At 54.1% G+C, this 19,403-nt stretch carries 9 protein-coding genes; all 9 read right to left on the bottom strand.

Annotated elements, in window-relative coordinates; translation table 11 throughout:
• Positions 1-72 precede the first annotated feature (72 nt).
• Positions 73-1,356: a condensation domain-containing protein gene (locus CLV60_RS16640; RefSeq protein WP_106596491.1), complete on the bottom strand. Its 1,284-nt coding sequence runs from the start codon at positions 1,354-1,356 to the stop codon at positions 73-75.
• The gene (locus tag CLV60_RS16635; protein ID WP_106596490.1) at positions 1,353-2,639 is read right to left on the bottom strand and encodes a condensation domain-containing protein; all 1,287 of its coding nucleotides are present in this window, start codon (positions 2,637-2,639) and stop codon (positions 1,353-1,355) included. Before CLV60_RS16635 ends, CLV60_RS16640 begins: the two co-directional genes overlap by 4 nt.
• A complete protein-coding gene (locus tag CLV60_RS16630; protein ID WP_106596489.1) occupies positions 2,636-3,931 on the bottom strand; it encodes a condensation domain-containing protein in 1,296 nt (431 codons plus the stop codon). The genes CLV60_RS16635 and CLV60_RS16630 overlap by 4 nt, the downstream gene beginning before the upstream one ends.
• 3 nt (positions 3,932-3,934) lie before the next feature.
• Entirely contained in the window at positions 3,935-5,137 is a 1,203-nt protein-coding gene (locus CLV60_RS16625; protein ID WP_106596488.1) for a glycosyltransferase, read from the bottom strand.
• The gene (locus tag CLV60_RS16620; protein ID WP_106596487.1) at positions 5,130-6,326 is read right to left on the bottom strand and encodes a glycosyltransferase; all 1,197 of its coding nucleotides are present in this window, start codon (positions 6,324-6,326) and stop codon (positions 5,130-5,132) included. Before CLV60_RS16620 ends, CLV60_RS16625 begins: the two co-directional genes overlap by 8 nt.
• Before the next feature lie 292 nt (positions 6,327-6,618).
• The gene (locus CLV60_RS16615; protein WP_106596486.1) at positions 6,619-7,398 is read right to left on the bottom strand and encodes an alpha/beta fold hydrolase; all 780 of its coding nucleotides are present in this window, start codon (positions 7,396-7,398) and stop codon (positions 6,619-6,621) included.
• On the bottom strand, positions 7,389-7,688 hold the full coding sequence (locus CLV60_RS16610) for an acyl carrier protein (RefSeq protein WP_106596485.1): 300 nt from the start codon (positions 7,686-7,688) through the stop codon (positions 7,389-7,391). Before CLV60_RS16610 ends, CLV60_RS16615 begins: the two co-directional genes overlap by 10 nt.
• The gene (locus CLV60_RS16605; protein WP_106596484.1) at positions 7,676-12,022 is read right to left on the bottom strand and encodes a type I polyketide synthase; all 4,347 of its coding nucleotides are present in this window, start codon (positions 12,020-12,022) and stop codon (positions 7,676-7,678) included. The genes CLV60_RS16610 and CLV60_RS16605 overlap by 13 nt, the downstream gene beginning before the upstream one ends.
• 24 nt (positions 12,023-12,046) lie before the next feature.
• Positions 12,047-19,186, bottom strand: a complete 7,140-nt coding sequence (locus CLV60_RS16600) for a type I polyketide synthase (protein WP_106596483.1) — start codon at positions 19,184-19,186, stop codon at positions 12,047-12,049.
• Between the last annotated feature and the right edge of the window lie 217 nt (positions 19,187-19,403).

Below are 19,403 nucleotides of genomic sequence, written 5' to 3'. Positions count from 1 at the left end.
TACAGCAACACCGCGTTGGAACGTGAGTTTTAGCAAAAATACAAATTACTCTGAGAGTTAGGTAAATATCTATTAGGCTTGGTGGGTAGCTGCTACCCGCATACCTTCCAACAACACCCACATCGCCTCCCTGCAAATCTTCTCGGCGTCGATGATGGACAAGAAGCTTTCGTGGGAGGAGAAGGTGAGATCCATTTTGCCTGAAAATGTGCTTACGACCAGGGTGTTAGGGTTGCGCCACGGGAAGCCTACGGATGGGCTGTGGAGGGCTCGGACGCGGAAGTTGTTGTAACTAGCCGGGATATCCAGCACACCCATATTGGAAATCGTAATGTCGTGACTGCCTTTGGTGGAACGCATATGCCTGAGCAAAGCATCGGTGGAGCCATGGAAATACTCGGTAATGAACATCATTTCCGCTGCATTGACCTGGTCGGTCTTTTCGACAAGCGCCTGCTTCATCCTGCGGGCTTCGGCCCAGAAATCATCCGGTTCGCCCTGCTTGCTGAGCGAAAGTTCCACAATGGGTGCGAACGCAAACAGATGGTCACGGCCAATGGCAGGCAGGTAGCGCCGTATGTCCACCGGGCTAATGACTTTGTTCCATGATGCTTTTCCCTTCACCGACCGGTGCGCGAGCAACGAAGCCGTGCATAAGGCGGCCTGGATGGTGGTTTTTTCGGCCTTACACTTTCTTACGAGTGCTGCGGTTGTCTCTTTGTCGAGTGTGTTTGTAAGGAGGTAGTAATTCCCCGTGCGCGGTGCCGGTTTGGGGTTCAGGATGGTGAAAAGTCCTTTTGCCAATGCCGAGAAAAGCTTCCCTTTCCAATGGATCATCCGGCTGTCGCGGATCGATATCGGAACGAGGGAATGAACCGATTGAAAACCTTCATAGGCTTCGAGTTCCATGTCCGGGTTGTCGAGCAGGAGGAGGAGCTCACGCATGAGCGTGACAAAACCCGAGCCGTCGCAGACGCAATGCGGGCATACGAGCAGCAGGTCCGATACCGTTTCCGATTGCAGCCAAACCAGTCGTGCTGCGGGTCCTTTCGTCAGGTCAAACTGTTTTTCCCATTCCAAAAGACTTATTTCTTCCCATTGGATGTCGGATGTCCGCTCAATGATGTGAATAGGAATCGGAGAAATATCCGGATTGGTCACAAATGAAGGGACATTTGTCCCGTTTTTTCTAACATTCGTGCGTAACAAAGGGTGCCGGTTTTGAATTTTCGCCAGCGCGGCTGCTACCTGCTGTTCGGAAAAATGTCCTTCAATCGTTGCCGCAAAAACACAATTAACAGGTGCGAGCCCATCGGCATACATGATGCGCTCTCCGACAATCATTTGTCTGTTCATTTCAAGTCCAGGATAGTGAGGGGTTTAGTTTCGGGTAAATGCTTTTTAAGCAGTTTCATCGCCGTGCCGATGATGAACTCGGCATCCTGGCGGGCAATATATTTTTCTTCGGAGTGAAATGCGAAATCCATGCGGCCGCGGAATGTCGATACCGACACTTTCGAGGGATTGCCCATCGGAAACCTTGAAAGCGGGCAATGCACTTCGGCGACCGCGAGTTGTCCGTAAGTTTCGTTCAGCGGTATGCGGCCTATATTGGCGAATGCGAAGTCGTGCCCGCCTTTTCCGGCTTTCGCATACTTGATGGAGCGCGGATAAAGCGGCACGAGGTACTCGCTGAACAGGAGTAATCGGGCCGCGTCGGTTTGTTCGAGCTGCCTATGCAGGCTCGCTTTCAATGCGTTAGCCTGTTCCCGGAATCCGTTCTTGTCCCCGGGCGTTTTGAGGCCTACCATCGAGGGGAACGGGAACAAGTGGTCTTTCTCTATTTCAGGTAAAAACCGGCGCATATCCACGGACGCGAACATCCGCCCGCTCGTGCGCACATTGCTCGCACGCTCGAAAGCACGCATGAATGCTAGGATCAGCGCGGTGTTGAGGTGAATGCCTTTTTCCCTGCAAACCGAAAGTAAAGTAGTTGTTTCCTCCTCGCTGAGCTTCCAGCGGATGGTATAGAAACGGTCTTTTACTACTTCTTTCATGCCTGAAACCGCTAATAGGAAGAGCCGTGTAATGCCCGCGATGGTCTTGCCTGCGAGCCGGTTGAGGATATTCCGTCTGACGGCCGCCGGTACCAAAGCTTCGGGTGAAAACGCCGGGTAGGGGCGTAGTTCGGTGGTTGGATCGCCGAGGCATTCGAGCAGCTCGCGCATGATCGTCATGGCGGAAGTGGCGTCGCCTATGCAATGGTGGCAGACCACCAGCAGCTCCGAAACCTCGTTGGAACGCACCCAGGCAATCCGGGCCAGGGGGAGATTGGCCTGGTTAAAGGGCGTGTCCCATTCCGTTTCTGCCTCGTCGATCCAGGTTTCTTCCGAAAGCCTGTCGACGATCCGCAGCGGAATCGGCAATATTGAGCCGGATGTCACATACCAGGGAATGCCTTTGGCATCGGTTTCCATGGTCACATTCAGGAAAGGGTGTTTTTGCCGGATTTTCTGCAATGCGCCGACCAATGCAGCTACTTCGATCTCTCCCGTGATTTTGACCGGGAATACGACATTCACAGGCGTATCCGCGCCTGCATACATGGAAGCTTCCAGAAAGCCCAACCTTCTTTTCATAGGCGCACGGAACCGGGTATGGCTACGGTTTCAAAAAGGATTTGCATGGCTTTTTCCCGGATTTGCATGGCGGTATCCCGCGGCATGAACGCCTCGTTTGAAACGAATGAGAAATCCATCCGGCCATTGAATGTGGTGGTGATGATGGTGTTGGGGTTCGCAAAGGGACCAATTACGGTTGGACTGTAAATGGTATCGATTGTGAAGTTCCGGTATTGTGCGGGAATGTCGAGCTTGCCCATGTTGGAAAACATGAAGTCGTTGCCCACTTTGGCATAGGTCAGGAACCGGCGCAGCTTATGCACCGAGCCGTGTGACGCCTCCATGATCATGGTAAATTCATAAGGGTTCAGTTTCGTCATCTGTTTGGAAACATGGGTTTGGAGCGCTTTGGCTTTTTCCCAGAAACCGGTTCCAATGGATTGTTGAAGACTGATATTCAAAGCTAATCCGTACGAAAACAGCATGTCGCGCTTCACCTCGGGCATATAGCGGCGGATATCCACCGGGCAGGTCGCTTTGCCGTGCGATGCTGCACCGTTTACCGCTTTGAATGCTTCCATCAATGCCAGCCCGATGGCCGTGTTGACGGTTACCCCTTCCTTTTTACAATGGGCAAATAGGGCTTTCGATTGCTCTACACCCAATTTCCAGTTGATCAGATAGTCGCTGGATCTGGAAGCGGGTTTTCTTTTGGTTGATATAAATACAGAACCTAATGAAAGCCCCAGACTTACTAGCGCAGCGGAAAGCTTTGCTTTGAATCGGTTGCGGCTATTGTCGAGTATCTCAGCCGGTACCAACTCCCGAATGCTTCTAAACGCGGGTGCTTTGCCGATATCTGCCTGCGGGTCGTCGAGCAATGTGAGCAGGTCGGAGAGCAATGCCACGCCCGAACCGCCGTCGCACATGCAATGGTGAAAAGCCATGATGAGATCCGACACTTCGGCTGAGCGTACCCAGGTAATGCGGAGGAGCGGGCCGTTGGAAATATCGAACGAAGTCCCCAGTTCATACACTGTTTCGCGGTTCCAGTTGTCATCGCTTGTACGTTCTACAATTCTGAGCGGAATTTGCGCCGGGGATGGCGGCGTGTGGAAATAGGGGCGACCGTGTGCGTCTATGCTAATGGCGGTGCGTAGCATGGCGTACTTTTCCTGCAAGCGGGCGAGTGCATGTACAAGCCCCGCATGGTCGATCTCGCCATTGATTTTCAATGCGTAAACACCGTGAAACGGCTCAGTACCATCTCCGAAAAGCACCCTTTCGAGGAAAAGCAGGTTTCGTTTCATCGGCTAGGCGGTTTCGGTGATGCGGTTGGCGATCGCAAAATCTTCCAGCAATGAAACGGCTTTGGCATTGCCGCCCGCCGCGTTGAACGTGTCGCGGATATGCTGTGCGGCGGTCCGGTACTGCGGGTTTTCAAGCAGCTCCCGCATGGCGTTTTTTACATCGGCCACACGCAGCCTTTTGTATCTTACCTTGATCCCGCAGCCTGCATTTTCAATCAATGCGGCGGTGTGGAAATGGTCGTAGGCGATTGGGGTAATGAGCATCGGCAGGCCGTTCATGAACGTGTCGTTCACCGTATTGAACCCGCCGTGGCAGATCACCGCATCCATTTTGGGAATGATATCCGCCTGAGGCACAAAGCCCTGTACGATAAAGTTTTCGGGCCATTCTTCAATCACCGACGGGTCGGTGGCAGCTACGATCGTAATCGGTTCGTTGCCGAATGCTTCGATCAGTTTCAGGAAAAACTCCTTGCGGATATCGACCAGCAAAGTACCCAGCGATACGAATACTTTCGGCGTAGTGGCTTTTTCGAGCCTTTCCCAGTCGAACGGCGTATCATTAGGCCGGCCTTTAACCGGGCCTACAAACTTCATATGTGCATCCGGTTCCGGGAAACCCGCAAATTCCTTGGAGGTGAACACAATGTTCATTTCATGGGAATGGATTACAAACTCGTCGGTATAAATGCCGAGCTCGCGTTGCAGCCCTTTAATCAGGTTCTGCTGCCATTCGAAAATTTTTGGAGCCGAGTTGGCCGTATCGCCCATGACATCCGGCGGGACCGGGGTGGTTGTCACACAGGGAATACCTTTGAGATGGGCTACCAATGCGCCGGCGAAGGTAATGCAGTCGTTCACGATCACATCCGGCTGGAAATCGTCGGCCACGCGCGATACACCCGGGACCATGATGCGCGCGAAAGGAATATAGGTTTCTTCCAAAGCGAGCTTCATCACTTCGGGGCCGGAGAGCGAAGGACCGTCGTCCTGGCGTTTCAGGATGCGCGCGATCTCCTCCTGGTACGGTGCAAGTTCGGCTTCGGGAAGGATGTATTGCCCGCCTTCGGGAATGTGCTTGTCGGCAAGGGGGATGAGGCCCGTCCATGCCACGTCATGGCCATTGGCGATGAGGCTTGCCCCCACGCTGAGTGTGGGACTGATATGTCCGAAAAAAGGAGGTACTACAAAGAGGAATCTAGCCATTATGCAAGACTTTTACGGGTATCTGATCCAGCCATTGCGCCGCGGTTTGGGTGCCGCCAGCCTGCTCGAAAGAGCCCTGGATGCGCCGCGCCGCGAGCCGGTAACCCGGATCGTTTAATATATCGTTGACCGCATTTTTGAGGTGCGGTGCTTTAAAGCGGTTGAAATTGAGCCTTACCCCACACCCGTTCGCGACCACGCGGCCCGCTACGTGTGACTGGTCGTACGCAATAGGGATCACCACCAGCGGTAACCCGTTAGATAATGCTTCCGACACGGTATTATGGCCTGCGTGGCACACTACGCCATCGAGATGGGGCAGGAGTTCGAGCTGGGGCACGCGTTGTTGTACCAAAAAATTGGAAGGCCAGGAGTCGAACAGCGTTTCGTCCGAAACCACCACCACAAATAGCTCCCCGCCGCCAAATGCCTCGATCACCTTGGAAAAGAAATCCTTTTTGAACTGGTGGTCGAACGTGGTACCGATGGAGATCAGGATTTTTGGAACGGTTTGCGCCTTCAATTTTTCCCAATCAAATGGAATGTCGGCAATGCGGTTGCTGATCACCGGGCCAGGAAAGCGGTAATAATCCGGCAGTTCCATTTCTCCAAAAAACGCCCTCGAAGTGAAGACCAGCGTCAGCAGCTCCGAGGTCGCCAGTGATTTATCACCTTCGATACCGAGCTCCTGTTGCAGGCCGATGATCTGTTTTACTTCCCATTCATGGATTTTGGGCAAGTCCTCCATCATTTTCACGGCGGCCGGAGCGGTTACCGACGTCGCGTACGGAATGTCGAGCAAATGTGCGGCCATACCGCCGGCAAAAACCTGGTGGTCGTTGATCACCGCATCGGGCTGCCAGTTTTGCAGGAGCTGCATAATGCCATCGAACATGTAGCGGTTGAGCGGCACGAGTACTTCTTCATACAGAAATTTGATGCTCTCGATGCCGTACACATTCTTTTTGGTAATGATATCGAGGTATTCGGCATTGGCCTGCTTCTCGGAATCGTCCTGGTCGTAGCGGATCACAAGTAACTGGCCGCCAACGGGCAGTTTCTCTTGTAACTGCTCGTCGAGGCTGATCCACGCGACCTCATGGCCCAGTGCCAGAAGCTCCGCGCCAACGCTGAGCGTCGGGTTGATGTGGCCGGTTAGCGGCGGGACGATGAATGCGAATTTAGGCATATTGCGGTATCGTATCGGTCTATTGAGTGGTTAGGCGTCGGAGCGTCGTGCGTTATCGTATCAATCTTTTTGGGTAATCTGGTACCAAAACGGCTAGCCGGGTTAGCGCCGGAGCGTTATTGCTTTTCAGTACCGTCCCCGGACTAAAGTCCGGGGTCATGGATTACGTTATCACATATTTATTGTCGTATCCATTTCCGTTGGCTTCAGCCGACGGGCGACGGGTTATCGTGTCCATTTCCGTTGGCTTCAGCCGACGGGCGACGGGTTATCGTGTCTATTTCCGTTGGCTTCAGCCGACGGGCAGCGGGGATGGTTCGAAAAACCTCTCGAGTTCTTTTCCTATCACCTCCGGTTGCTGCACGGGTACGTTGTGATCGCCCGGGGCGAGCACGAGCGTTGCATTACTTATTCTCGAAGCCAGCGTGCGGCCGGATGGTACGCAGTTGGACTCTTCCCCATAAATCAATAGCGTCTCATGCTCGATCGCTGCTACCGCAGGGTCATTGAAAAAGGCTTTTTCACCCTCCATATCCGACCGGATGGACGTTTCATTGAACAGAAATTCGTACATCCGGTGGTTCTTTTCCAACTGCCTTTTACCGGCCAGCAAACGGGTTGTGTCGGCAAAGTTTTCGATGTAATGGATCAGAAACTCTTTGCTATAAGTATCGATGATCGTGAGTGTTTCCTGTTCGCTCGGGTCGGGGCCTTCGATGATGGCCAGCTTGCCTACGCGCTCCGGGAAGCGCGTCGCCATTTTCAATGCTACCAGTCCGCCGTAACTGTAACCTGCCAGATGCGCCTTTTCAATGCCGAGTGCGTCCATCAGGTCGCGCAGGTCGTTGGTCATCGACGTGAGGTCGTAGCCGGTTTGTACTTTTTCGCTCATGCCATGGCCTTTCATATCGAACAGTACCACGCGGAAATGCTTCGCGAGCATGGGGGCGATATTGAAATAATACACAGCGAGGTTACTGAACATCCCGTGTACCATGATGAGCGTTTCCGCACCTTCGGGGTTCAGTTCCTGTACATGCAGGCGCACATTCGGCAGGCTGATTACTGGCATTCCTGAATGTAGTTGATGATGTTTTCGAGTTTCAGCTGGATGATTTCGTCCAAATCCATGTTCGACAGCCAGCCGGTGAAATCGATGTTCGATCCGAAATGGTTTTTGACTTTTTCCGAGAATGCCACGATCTCGATGCTATCCATTTCAAGGTCTTTGGTAAATGAGCTGGCGGGTGTAATATCCATTTCCTCCACAAACTCCTCGCCGATCACCTCGGTGATGAATTGGTTCAGAGTTTCAAAAATCTCCTCTTTGCTCAGCTTGTTCTCCTGTATCAGTTGGTCCATCCGATGATGTAATTAAAATGTTTGATAGTATTGATCCATGTGTCCTGAATGCGCAGTGCATCCTCGATAATCTCCTCAATCTGGTAAGCCCGGGGATTCCCCATCAGCCCTTTTCCCAGCATTTTGCCGAATGCCTCCTTCGCCACCCAGCAGCGCGTCATCCATTCGTCCTGGTCGCGGCCTTCGAGTAATGCCAGTTCGGCCGCGGTGAACACGATTTCCGTAAAACCCGCGCTCCGAGGCTGTATTTCTTCAATATCGATCCCTACCGGACCTTTCTCGCTGGCGATGGCCACGGCTTCGAGGTTCTTATGCGCCAGTGAAATGTGGATGCCGCCGGTCATCGGGCCGTCGAGGAAGGGCTTGCCCACCTCGTCCGAGCGTATTTCAAACTCGATCGGGAAGTAAGCCTCCTTACGTGCGCGCAGCAGGAGCATGCGCGTGGCGTCTTTGGCTGCCACCCGGCTGATCATCCATTCCTTCTTTTTGTTAGGCATCAGGCCCCGCTGGTGCCGTTTTTCGGGTTGGTTGAAATATCTTTTTAAAATGAAATCCCATGAAACAACGCGCTGGTAGGCATTGCGGAAGAGAAACACCCCGGGCGCCACTTCGTCGGACAGTACGTTCTGCAACGGCGCCATCGACACGTTCCAGAGTTTGTCGTCGATTTCCAGACGGCGGTTCTGCCAGCCGCGGATGATTGACCATACCTTTCCATCGCGTTTGAGGATGAAATCGGCCGTAGCAGTTTCGTCGGTGAGCTCGGTCAGGCGGCAGGTACATTCGAAAATGCCTGCCTGATCTTCCATTTCACCATAAAATTCCACTTCATTGATTTTCACCGGGAATGCAATGCGGTCTTTGGTCAGGGTGAGTTGCAGCCAGAGGCCAAAAAGCTGGCCCGCATTATCCAGCAGCGATCCCTTGCCCGCATCGCCGGAAATAAGGCCGGTAATGCCGTTTTGAGCGACGCTTTTCACTTCGCGGATTCCCTGGTAAGCAGGACCGTGGAACATATTTTCGCGGTAAATCTGCTCCGGCGTAATGCTGATGCCGAGCGATTCGCCAATGTCGTAGCCATCCGTTTCGGGCATGCCTTTTGCGCCCGAAAGCAGCACTTCTGCATTGGCAAATTTATCCAGGTCGAGGTAAACGCGGTCAGGGCTTTTCCATTCGCCGGCAACCGTTTCGCGGAACGGTTCCACCACATTCATCCATTGGAATACCTTGATACCCATGATTTTTTGCACACGCAGCTCTGGCGCCTGCTCGCGGGCGATGTCGCCGAAAACCTCGAAGATCATTGTCATCGGGATTACCGGGTCCATGTCCTCTACGCAATGCCAGCTGGGCTTTTGTTTGAGGAGCGAATGATCGATCAGCCAGGGGCTGTTTTGCAGGGAGATATCGAGCTGTTTTTTAAAAGGTAACCGTTGGGCAGGCTGCCTGAAAACCTGGGACTGGATTGCTGATCGTGCTGCGGGCTGAGCGGTATTTCCAACAGCAGGCATTGCGACCGGCCCGTTGCGGAACAGCCCCGCCAGTTCGGCCTGTACGAGGGCAATTTCGTCCATATTTGCCGAAAGCGCCTTCATCACCGGATGGGCCACGTCGTCCAGCGCGAGCTCCTTTTTCGGCTGGGTAAATGTGATTTTCTTCAAAGAATCCAGCTCAGTCACAAATGGCGAGCCGAGTTGGAGTTTCATTGGCTTGCGCTGCGGGGTTTGCTGCGCTTCAATGCCTATGAATGCGAGGTCGATCGCTTTTCCTTCTACAAACAATGCTGCCATCACGCGCTGCAATTGCTGCAAGCCGCCGCGGATCGGTACATTCGAGGCGATGGCGCTGTATGGCTGGCCTTTCAGTGTATCGTCCACAAACCCCACAAGCCCGCCGGAGCCTACCTGCACAAACATGCGCACGTCTTGCGCGTACAACTTGCCGATCAGCTCGCGGAAACGCACGGGTTTTACCAGGTGCTCTATGCTCAGCGAGCGGATCTCGTCGAACGATTCGGGGTAAATGTCCAGCGTGGTAGCCGACCAGAGCGGAATAGCCGTCGACTGGAATTCCATGGTTTCGAGGCCGTCCAGGATCCGGTCCAGCTTATCCTTCACAAAGGGTGAGTGGAAGCCGGACTGGAACGGTAGCTGTTGATGGAAGATTTGATGCGCGCGCAAAATGGCCGAAAAATCTTCGACCGCCTCGATGGTACCGCAGAGGATCACCTGCTGCGGGCAGTTGTCGATGGACAAATAAATGTCCCGCTTGCCTTCCAGCCACGGTTTCAGCTGATCGTACCCACAGCCTACCGCCAGGAATTTGGTGTTTTTTACTTCAAATAGCTCGGGGTTTAACCGGGTAAGCAGCTGCAACACCGACGCCTCGGACGCCAGTCCGGAAGAGCGCCCCGCGAGCCATTCACCCAGGCTGTGGCCCGCATTCATATCGGGTTGTATCCCCAGTTTTTTGATGGCCGAATCGAGTATCCTGCTCTTTTCGAGCAGTTTCATGGCCGTATTGAAAACCGACTGTTCGTCGCCGGTTTCGGTCGCTTCGAAGCGCGGAAGGTTAAAATACGCCGCCACGGTGTCGATTTCTCCCCCCGCCAGCCCGTCAAGGCCGGGGAAGAGGAAGGCGGTTTTGCCGCCGTTCGCTAGCAGGGGTTCGTGGGTATACCAAATATCCTGCTTGTTCCGCCAGGTATTGTTTTTGGTTACAATTTTAATGGCCTTGGCGATGCGCTCCGGCGTGGGTTCGAAAACGGCCACGCGGTAATTGCCGGAGCCGGTTTCTTTTTCGCCAATTTCCAATGCCGCGATTAACGCCTCGTGTGTGGGGCGTGCAAGAAGCAAAACTTCGTCGCGAGCCGGGACATTTGCCTTGTTATCAGTGACGTTAGTAGCGTTGTTTTTTGGACTTTTGTCCCAGCCTTCCAGGACAACGTGCGCATTGACTCCACCAAACCCGAATGCATTCACGCCCGCATACCGCGGCAAACCCGACTGTTGCCAGTCCGTAAGCCGTTTCACAGGCTCAAAACGCGTTTCACTCAATGCTTCCACCGGCTCCTCGCAATGCAGGGTAGGGGGCAGCTGGCCGTGGTACAATGCAAGGACAGTTTTGATAACCCCCGCAATACCCGCCGCAGGCATCGCGTGCCCGATCATCGACTTCACAGAGCCGATACCGGCTTTGGTACCGACATTTCCGAACACCGTTGCCAGTGTTTCCAGTTCGGTTTTATCGCCGAGCGGCGTGCCGGTGCCGTGTGCTTCGAGGTAGCCGATCTGATCGGTGCTGATGCCGGCCATATCCCACGCCTGGCGAATGGCCTTCACCTGCCCATGTACGGTGGGGCTCATCACGCTAGCGCCCGCGCCGTCGCTCGACACACCTACGCCCTGTACAACAGCATAAATGCGGTCGCCGTTGGCAATCGCGTCGGAAAGTCGTTTTAATACCAAAAAACCACAGCCTTCGCCGATGAGAAGCCCGTCGGCACGTTGGTCGAAGGGTCTGATCTGCTGGTTTTTGGACAATGCGCCCAACTGGTGGAATATGCTCCAAAATGGCGCATTCTGGCTGGCATGCACGCCGCCAGCGATCATCATATCGGCCCGGCCGGAGTTGAGCTCCTGCACGGCGTGGTCGATCGCGAGCAGTGAGCTCGCACAGGCTGCATCCAAAGTATAAGCGGTACCGCCCAAATCCAGGCGGTTTGCTACGAGCGAAGCCGTGAGATTCGGGATCAGTCCCATCGCGGTATCGGCCGAAAAACGTCCTTTTTTCTGCTGGAACTCGCTTTTAATCTTTTCTAAATCTTCACTTTTGAGATCGGGCAGAATGCTTTGCAGCACTTCTACGATCTGTTGCCCCGTACGCACGATCTCGATCGCACGCGTTGCGCCCGGACCCGTGTAATTGCCTTTCCCGATGATAATACCCGTTTTGGCAAAATTGGCGCCGTTGCTGCGGCTGCCGCAGCCGTCGCTGAATGCGCGGGCATCCACCAACGCTTTGTGGGCGAGGCTTAATGTAAGCAGCTGTTCGGGCTCGGTACCTTCCACAGCCAGCGGCAATATGCCGAACTGGATCGGGTCGAACTCGGCGTAACTGTCTATAAATCCGCCGCGACGGCAATAAAACCGGTCCACGGAGTGTGCGCTTACCTGTTCATTTTCCTGAAAGAACAGGCTGCCCATCCGACTCTCGGGTACGGTTTCGATCGCGTCCACACCGGTGCGGATATTTTCCCAGAAAGCGTTCAGATCGCCCGCCCCCGGGAAAATACCCGACATACCGATGATGGCTATATCTGCATTTCTTTTCATGATGTTGTCCAATGCGTCGCGCTCCTATTCGGCCATGATCAGTACCTGGCTTTCGGTACCGTATTTCAGTTCATTGACAAATGTTTCCATGCCGTCGCCGAGCGGGATCAGCGGGATGCCTCGGCGTTCGTATTCCCTTTCGAGCGAAGGCGATACCATGCCGGTACCCTTCCACGGACCCCAGTTAATGGCCGTTACCTTGCCTTTGATCTTCTTGCGCAGTTCCCAGGCATATTTGTCGAGTACGCTGTTGGCTGCCGCATAGTCGGTTTGCCCGCGGCTCCCGTATACCGACGCTACGCTCGAAAACAGGGTCACGAATTGCACATCATCCTTCAAATGCTCGGCCAGCACTCGCAATGGCGTTACCTTGGTGGACATTACCCGCTCGAACGATTCCGGTGTTTTCTGATGAAACAGCTTGTCTTCGAGCAAGCCGGCACCGTGAATTACCCCGTCGATCCGGCCATATTGGTCGTATAGTTCTTCCACCATCGCGATCAGCGCCTTTTCATCGCGTAAATCCATCGAATGGTAGGTGACCGTCGAACCATTGGCTTCTAGTGCCGAAATGGTGCCCAGAATTTGGTTCGCTTTATGGACTTCTTCCGTCTTCTTCTCGATTTCCGCCGGGGTTTTCAGCTGCCCGGAAGCGATGAGACGTTTGCGGATTTCCTCTTTGTTTTTCAACCCGGCTAATGACTGGTCGGCGCGGGAGCGCGGATCGGCGGAGCGGCCTACGAGTACGTAGTTGCAGGGGTAATCTTTTGAAAACCGCACGATAAGCTCCGCGGTAATGCCTTGCGCGCCACCCAGCGCCAGTATCACCGATTTTTTATCCAAATGAATATCCGGATCAGCGCCGGTCTGGATTTTCGAGCGGATCATTTCCATGATCTGCCGTTTATCGCCTTCGTAAATCACCTCGCAAGGCTCGTCGGTGTGCAGGATTTCCTTTAAAGTGATCTCCGCAATCTGATCCGCCGAAAGCTGCGAGGTAAAGCTTACGAGCCGGCATTTGGTCTCTTCATATTCCTTGTCCAGACTCTTCAAAAGCCCCGCGTAGCCCTGGAAATGGCGCAGGAGCTTCACGTCGGTATCCTTGTCGAATGCGCTTTGTGTATCCGAGATGGTATAAATCCATTTCACTTTGCTGAAATCCAGCTTCTTGATCAGCGAGAACGACTCAATAATGGTCGGTTTCAGGCGGGAAGTGAAAATGTTGAGGATAATCAAACCATCGAAGCCTTGGAGCGAATCGCTGGGTGAAATAATGCTTACTTCGGCGCCAGTCTGCTCAAAAAGGGCTTTTACGGATGTCGCGACCTCGCCCGCGTCGTCGGTGACCGCGAAACGTTTGCCTTTCAACACCGCAGGGTTCAACGCCGGGATCGCCGATGGCGTCAGTTCGAAGCGGAGACGGGATAGTTTTTCATTCAATACAACTTTGGGAGCCGGTACGACATTCAGGCTTTCTGCTTTTTGGATAGAATCCTGCGCGACCCCCAGTGCCTCCGACAGCCAGTCGATCAACCCGTTGAGGGTCTTAATGGACGCCAGTTTTTCAACGAGCTCCTCGCCGCGTTCCTGATAGATTTGGATCAGTCCGTCGATATTGTTTTTCAACTCTCCGATGATCTCCATCCGCTTGATCGAGTCGATACTCAGGTCGGCTTCGAGGTCCATATCCATGCCGAGCATTTCCTGCGGGTAGCCGGTTTTGGCACTCACAGCTTCCAGCAGCACCGATTTAATGCGGCTTTCCGACCATTCTTCAATCACGCCGTCCTGGGTGATTGACAGTTTGCTTAATGGAACATCGGCCGCCGTTTGAGGGACCGGTGCCGTTGCGGCTTGCTGGTGTTCGGTAATCCAGTTGACCAGCAAATTCAATGTCTTGATAGCCGCGAGCTGTTCGATGACTGTCTCTTCGCTTTGCTGGCCTGCTTCGAAGCCGCCCAACTGCTTACGCAACTCGCCGATGATCTCCATGCGCTTGATGGAATCAATGCTCAGATCGGCTTCGAGGTCCATATCCATGCCGAGCATTTCCTGCGGATAGCCCGTTTTATCACTAATTACCTGCATCACCAACGCCTTTACATCGATCACCGTTTTCGCCGGCGCGTGCGTTGCGGCAGGTTGTACTTCCTTTGCAGCTTTTTCGATTACAATGGGTACAGGAGCAGGCGCATGGGCAGCGAGTCCTCCCAATGCAGGCTCATGGATTTCGATGTTTCTGGAAGGCGGCACAGACTGGCCCAGGTAACCCAGTACCACGTCGCGTTGCGCCTGAATGAGGTATTTGACGCTATTCAGGTATTCGTGGACAACGCGTTCGGCCTCGGTACCTGCGGCAACATGTGCTGCTACCGGCTGCTGGAATGCGGCCAGTTTCAACGGCTCGGTTACCGGCAGTGCGCCGTGGTCGGGCAGCTTGCCGTTCAGCGGGAGCGCCATTTGACCGTCTACGAGCCAGGTCGTGAGGCTCTTGCGGTATTGCTCCGGCTTGTCGAGGTCCAGCACGCGCGCGTCGCGGTCTTCGAATAGTTTATTGAAATCAATATTTCTGCCCGTGGCGACATAGCCAGCCAGGGTGTGCAGCAGTTGCACGATACCCGGCTGGTCTTTGTCTTCGGTGTGGAGACAAATTTCTTCTTTACCCAAAATCGATGTGGTAAGGCCTGTAAGCACTTTGCCCGGGCCTACTTCTACAAAAATGCGGGCGCCGTCCTCGTACATCTGCGCGACTTCCTCCGAAAAACGGACCGGCCGCACCAGGTGATCGGCCAGGCGTTCCTTAATGGCTTCGGGCGAAACGGGGTAGGGGGCCGCGGTGGTATTCGACCAGACGGTCAATGCGGGTTCACTAAACGCTACTTCGCTTAGTACGGTTGCATAAAGGTCTTTCGAACCGGCCAAAAGCGGGCTGTGGAATGCACAGGCTACTTCCAACTGTCGGAAGGAAATTTTCAGTTCGGTCAGTTTAGCCGTCAGTTCGGCGATGGCCGGCGTGGTGCCTGCGAGTACCCACTGGCGCGGGGAGTTGTGGTTCACCGGATAAATATGGTTGATCTCCGACACAATACGCGTCAGTTCATCTTCCGGGCAATTCACAGCTACCATCGCTCCATTATCGTCGCCGATTGCGTCGAGAATGGATTTTGCGCGTTTTTCGCTGAGCGGTACGAGTTGGCTGGCTTCAAATATACCTGCAAAACACAATGCGGGCAATTCGCCGTAACTGTGGCCTGCTACCATGTCTGGTTGTATGCCAAAACCTTTCAGCAATTCGGCAATCGCAAGGTCAACTATACCTAACAGCGGCTGGGCCAGGCGGGTATCTTTGATTTGCTCTTTTTGCGCCTTAGCCGATGCCTCATTGAAGACAGCGTCGGGGAAGATAACCTGCTGGTAAGAAGGATATTTTTTCAACAACTTCCGCATGGCAGGGAATGCCACGAACAAATCGCGGGCCATATCCACCCGCTGGCTACCCTGGCCGGGGAACATGAATGCCACTTTACCGGCGGTCGCATTGGTATAGTAAATGCCCTTATCGGCTGGCGCGAAGGTCTCCCTACCGGTTGGCGCAAAGGTCTCCCTACCGGTTGGCGCGAAGGTCTCCTTCGTGCCTCCCCCCGATGCTACCAAGCTCTGCTTGGCATGAGCAAGCGCCACGTCTAGCTTGGCCCGTGCATCCGTATGGTTTTCAGCTACCATACAAATTTGTACAGCTTTCTCACTATACAAATTCAAGCTATGAGCCACATCGCGCAACGAAACCGATTCATTTTCGAGAATATCATGCGCAGCCTTCAAAAGTTGCTGCGCTTCCGCAAGTGTTTCTCCTCTGAAAATCAGCAATTCGGCAGGCCACGCCTTCACCGATTTCTTCGGCTTTTTAGCGGAAGCACTTTCGATGACAGCGTGGAAGTTAGTCCCTCCGAAACCGAATGCGCTGATTCCCGCTACACGGCGATCATCTGTCCAGAGCGCGGGCTTCGTCTGGAACGCAAACGGACTGGTTTCCGGATTATAGTAAGTGTTTGGCGTTTTCAGGTTAATGGTCGGCGGCTTGATCCCGTGGTACACGGCCAATGCAGCCTTCATGAGGCCCGCGAGGCCCGCGGCGCATTTGGTATGGCCGATCTGCGTTTTCACGGAGCCTAAATGCGTCTGGCTGGTCAATGCGCCGGAGGCCAGCATCATTTCGGTCAATGCGCTGAGCTCGGTTTTGTCGCCAACGACGGTTCCGGTACCATGTGCTTCCACAAGGCCCAGCTCGGCCGGCGAAATACCCGCCTGATCGTAAGCGCGTTCCAGGGCTTTTACCTGGCCAGACTTGCGCGGGGCGGTAAGGCCCAGGCTCTTGCCGTCGCTCGAACCGCCTACGCCTTTGATGACCGCATAAATTGTATCACCATCGCGCAATGCGTCCTCTTCGCGTTTCAGTACCACCATCGCCACACCTTCGCCCAATGCGATACCATCGGCTTCGGAGTCGAACGTGGCGCAGCGGCCCTTGCGTGAGAGCGCGTGGGTGCTGGAAAACATCAGGTAGTCATTGATACCGTTGTGCAAATCGGCACCGCCGGCGAGGACCATTTCGGAGCGACCCAGGATCAGTTCCTGGCAAGCGAGGTCGATCGCCGCGAGCGACGAGGCACAAGCCGCGTCGACGGTATAGTTGCGGCCTCCCAGGTTAAGGCGGTTGGTAATACGGCCGGAAATGACGTTAGCCAGTACGCCGGGGAACGAATCCTCGGTCAGCCTGGGCAATGCTTCGTCGAGTTCTTTGGGAATTTCTCCAAAAAACTGGGTAAAAAGCGAGCGGAAACCATAGTTGTTGGCCAGGTCGTTACCGCCTTCCGCGCCGATGATCACCGACACGTTATCGCGGTTCGCATCCGCCCCGTAGCCCGCATTTTCCAGCGCTTGCTTTGCTACGAGCAAGCTCAGCAGCTGTGTAGGGTCGATGGCAGCCAGCGATTGCGGCGGTATGCCGAATTCAACAGGATCGAAATCGATTTTGGGAATAAAACCACCCCATTTCGAATGCGATTTGCTGCCGTCGGAAACGGTCGGGTCGTAGTACAACGCCTTGTTCCAGCGGTCGTCGGGCACTTCCGTCACCCAGTCTTTGCCGGCCAGGATATTGCCCCAGAACTCTTCGATATTGCGCGCGCCGGGATAAATACAGGCCATTCCGACGATGGCGACATTCAATGCTTTTTTCTTTCTTCTCGGTGGTTTAGGCAGGTTTGCCCGGCCGATATATGCGTAATTGCCGGTTGCGACGTCTTCGTGCAACTCGTTCATCGTCATGATTTTGTCGAGCATCGCGGCTGCCTGGCCGATCATGTACATGCCGCGGCTCATTTGCTCTGCTTCGCCTATTTCCACCAGGTTATCGGCTTGGCGCTCAATTCCCTTGGCAGCAATGCGGAGCCGGCCTACATTGAGTTTTTCGAGCTCTGCCCAGATCTCTTTTTTATCCAGACCGGCCTGCTCCATTCTTTCTTTCTCCGCATTGAAATCGGCGGCGAAAGGCGATTCCAGGCAGCGGGTTTCGTGGCCGGGAGCAGTTTCGAGCAGGACGGTTTCGGTGTGTTCCAATGCCTGGGCCTGGAATTGCGGCAGGATAGCGCCCGTAGCAACGGCTTCCTGCGTGTACAGGTAAGCGGTGCCCATCAGCACGCCGACTTTTACGCCGCGCGCTGTCAATGGAGCAGCCATGACGGAGATCATCGCCGCGGAAAACGCGTCGTGGATTCCTCCGGCGAAGAACACTTCGAGCTGTTCGGTCTGCTCTTCCTGCAAAAGCCGGTTAATCTGTTTTTCCCAAAGTACAAAGCTCGAAAGCGGCCCCACGTGGCCGCCGCATTCACGCCCCTCGAAAATGAACCGTTTGGCTCCTTCTTTGAGGAACATATCGAGCAACGGTGCGGAAGGCACGTGCAGGAATGTTTTGATACCCAGCTTTTCCAGTGGTTTTGCCTGTGACGGACGGCCACCGGCGATCAGTACGACGGGCGGCTTCTCCTCGGTGATGTAGCCAAGCTGTTCTTCGCGGAGCTCGGCGTCTGCAAAGCCGAGGATTCCCACGCCCCAGAGCTTGTCGCCTGCGAGCGCACGGGTTTCGCGGATCAGATTGCGGGCTTTCTCGCCTTTCAGAAGCGATAATGCCACAAAAGGCAATGCGCCGGCCTCGGCGACGGCTGCGGCAAACGCAGGTACGTCGCTGACGCGCGTCATAGGGCCTTGTGCAATAGGGTAGTGTGTGCCGAGCGTCTTGGCCAGCGGGTTGTGCGCCGCCAGTGGATTGAGGTGTTTAGCTTGCCGCAAATGGCCGTACATCGCCTCTTTGAAAGCGAATATGAGCCGTGGGAGCTTTTTGTATTGTCTGAAAAGGTCTGTACCGATGGCAATGTCCTGTCCCATAGGAATATAACCCTGGTCGAGATCGAGTGTGTGCAGGTAGGAGCGCAGGTCCTCCCGGGTGGGTGTTGCAGGCAATGCGGGCGAGTTGGGCCGCACGAGCACGCGGAAACCGTCGATCACGCGGGTTTCGTTGCCGTTGAGCTTCTCGCTGATGTTTTTGAGCGAAGCTGGCGCAGCGCATTCGGGGAAAGGAAGCAGCTGGCTGTCGAGCACCACGCCGCGCCCGCCGAGAGCCGTCACGGCTGCCGCATTGTGAATGCCGATCCCGCCTTGTACCCAAACCGGGATATCGCTAACCTCCCTCATTATACGTTGAAACAAAATGAAGGACGAATCGTTGCTCACCAGACCGGATCCCTCGTTGCCTTTGGCGATGATGCCCGTGGCACCGGCCGCTTTGGCCTGTTTCGCTTCGGTTACGCTGCGGACCTGGAAAATGATTTGAATGGAATTGGCAGGGTTAGGAAAAGTCAGACCATATGGTAGAATTGCTAGTTTAACTTGCTGAGGTAAAGTAATCGTCAACGGGGTATTCTCTGAATAACATACGCCAAATGGTTTTTTGCTTTTGGCGGCCATTTTCTCCAACGCATTCGTAGCGATTTGCTGATCTCTTCCAAGGTGGATTACTGGGAAAGCTCCGGCTTCTGAGAGCGCTAGTGCCAGGGTCACATCCGGTCGCTCCATCGGGCCTATACCGATCATTTCCAGGTTTTTCATAACGTAGTTCTTTTTAGTAAGTCTCTATAAATCAGCTCAGTTTGAGGGTGGTAGCTGGCGGGGTCAGGAGAATTACGGATGGTTTTAACTGATATCGTCCGGTTCATGGCGAAATATACGTAAATTATAATACGGGAAATTACTTCGAATCTCAAATTGAAATTTTACTACAAGAAATCGTCACCAGTGTGGTATTTATTTGTGAAATAATTTTAAC

This window comes from Dyadobacter jiangsuensis (genome assembly GCF_003014695.1).
Taxonomy (GTDB): Bacteria; Bacteroidota; Bacteroidia; order Cytophagales; family Spirosomataceae; genus Dyadobacter; species Dyadobacter jiangsuensis.
This window is presented reverse-complemented; position numbering and strand designations above follow the sequence as displayed.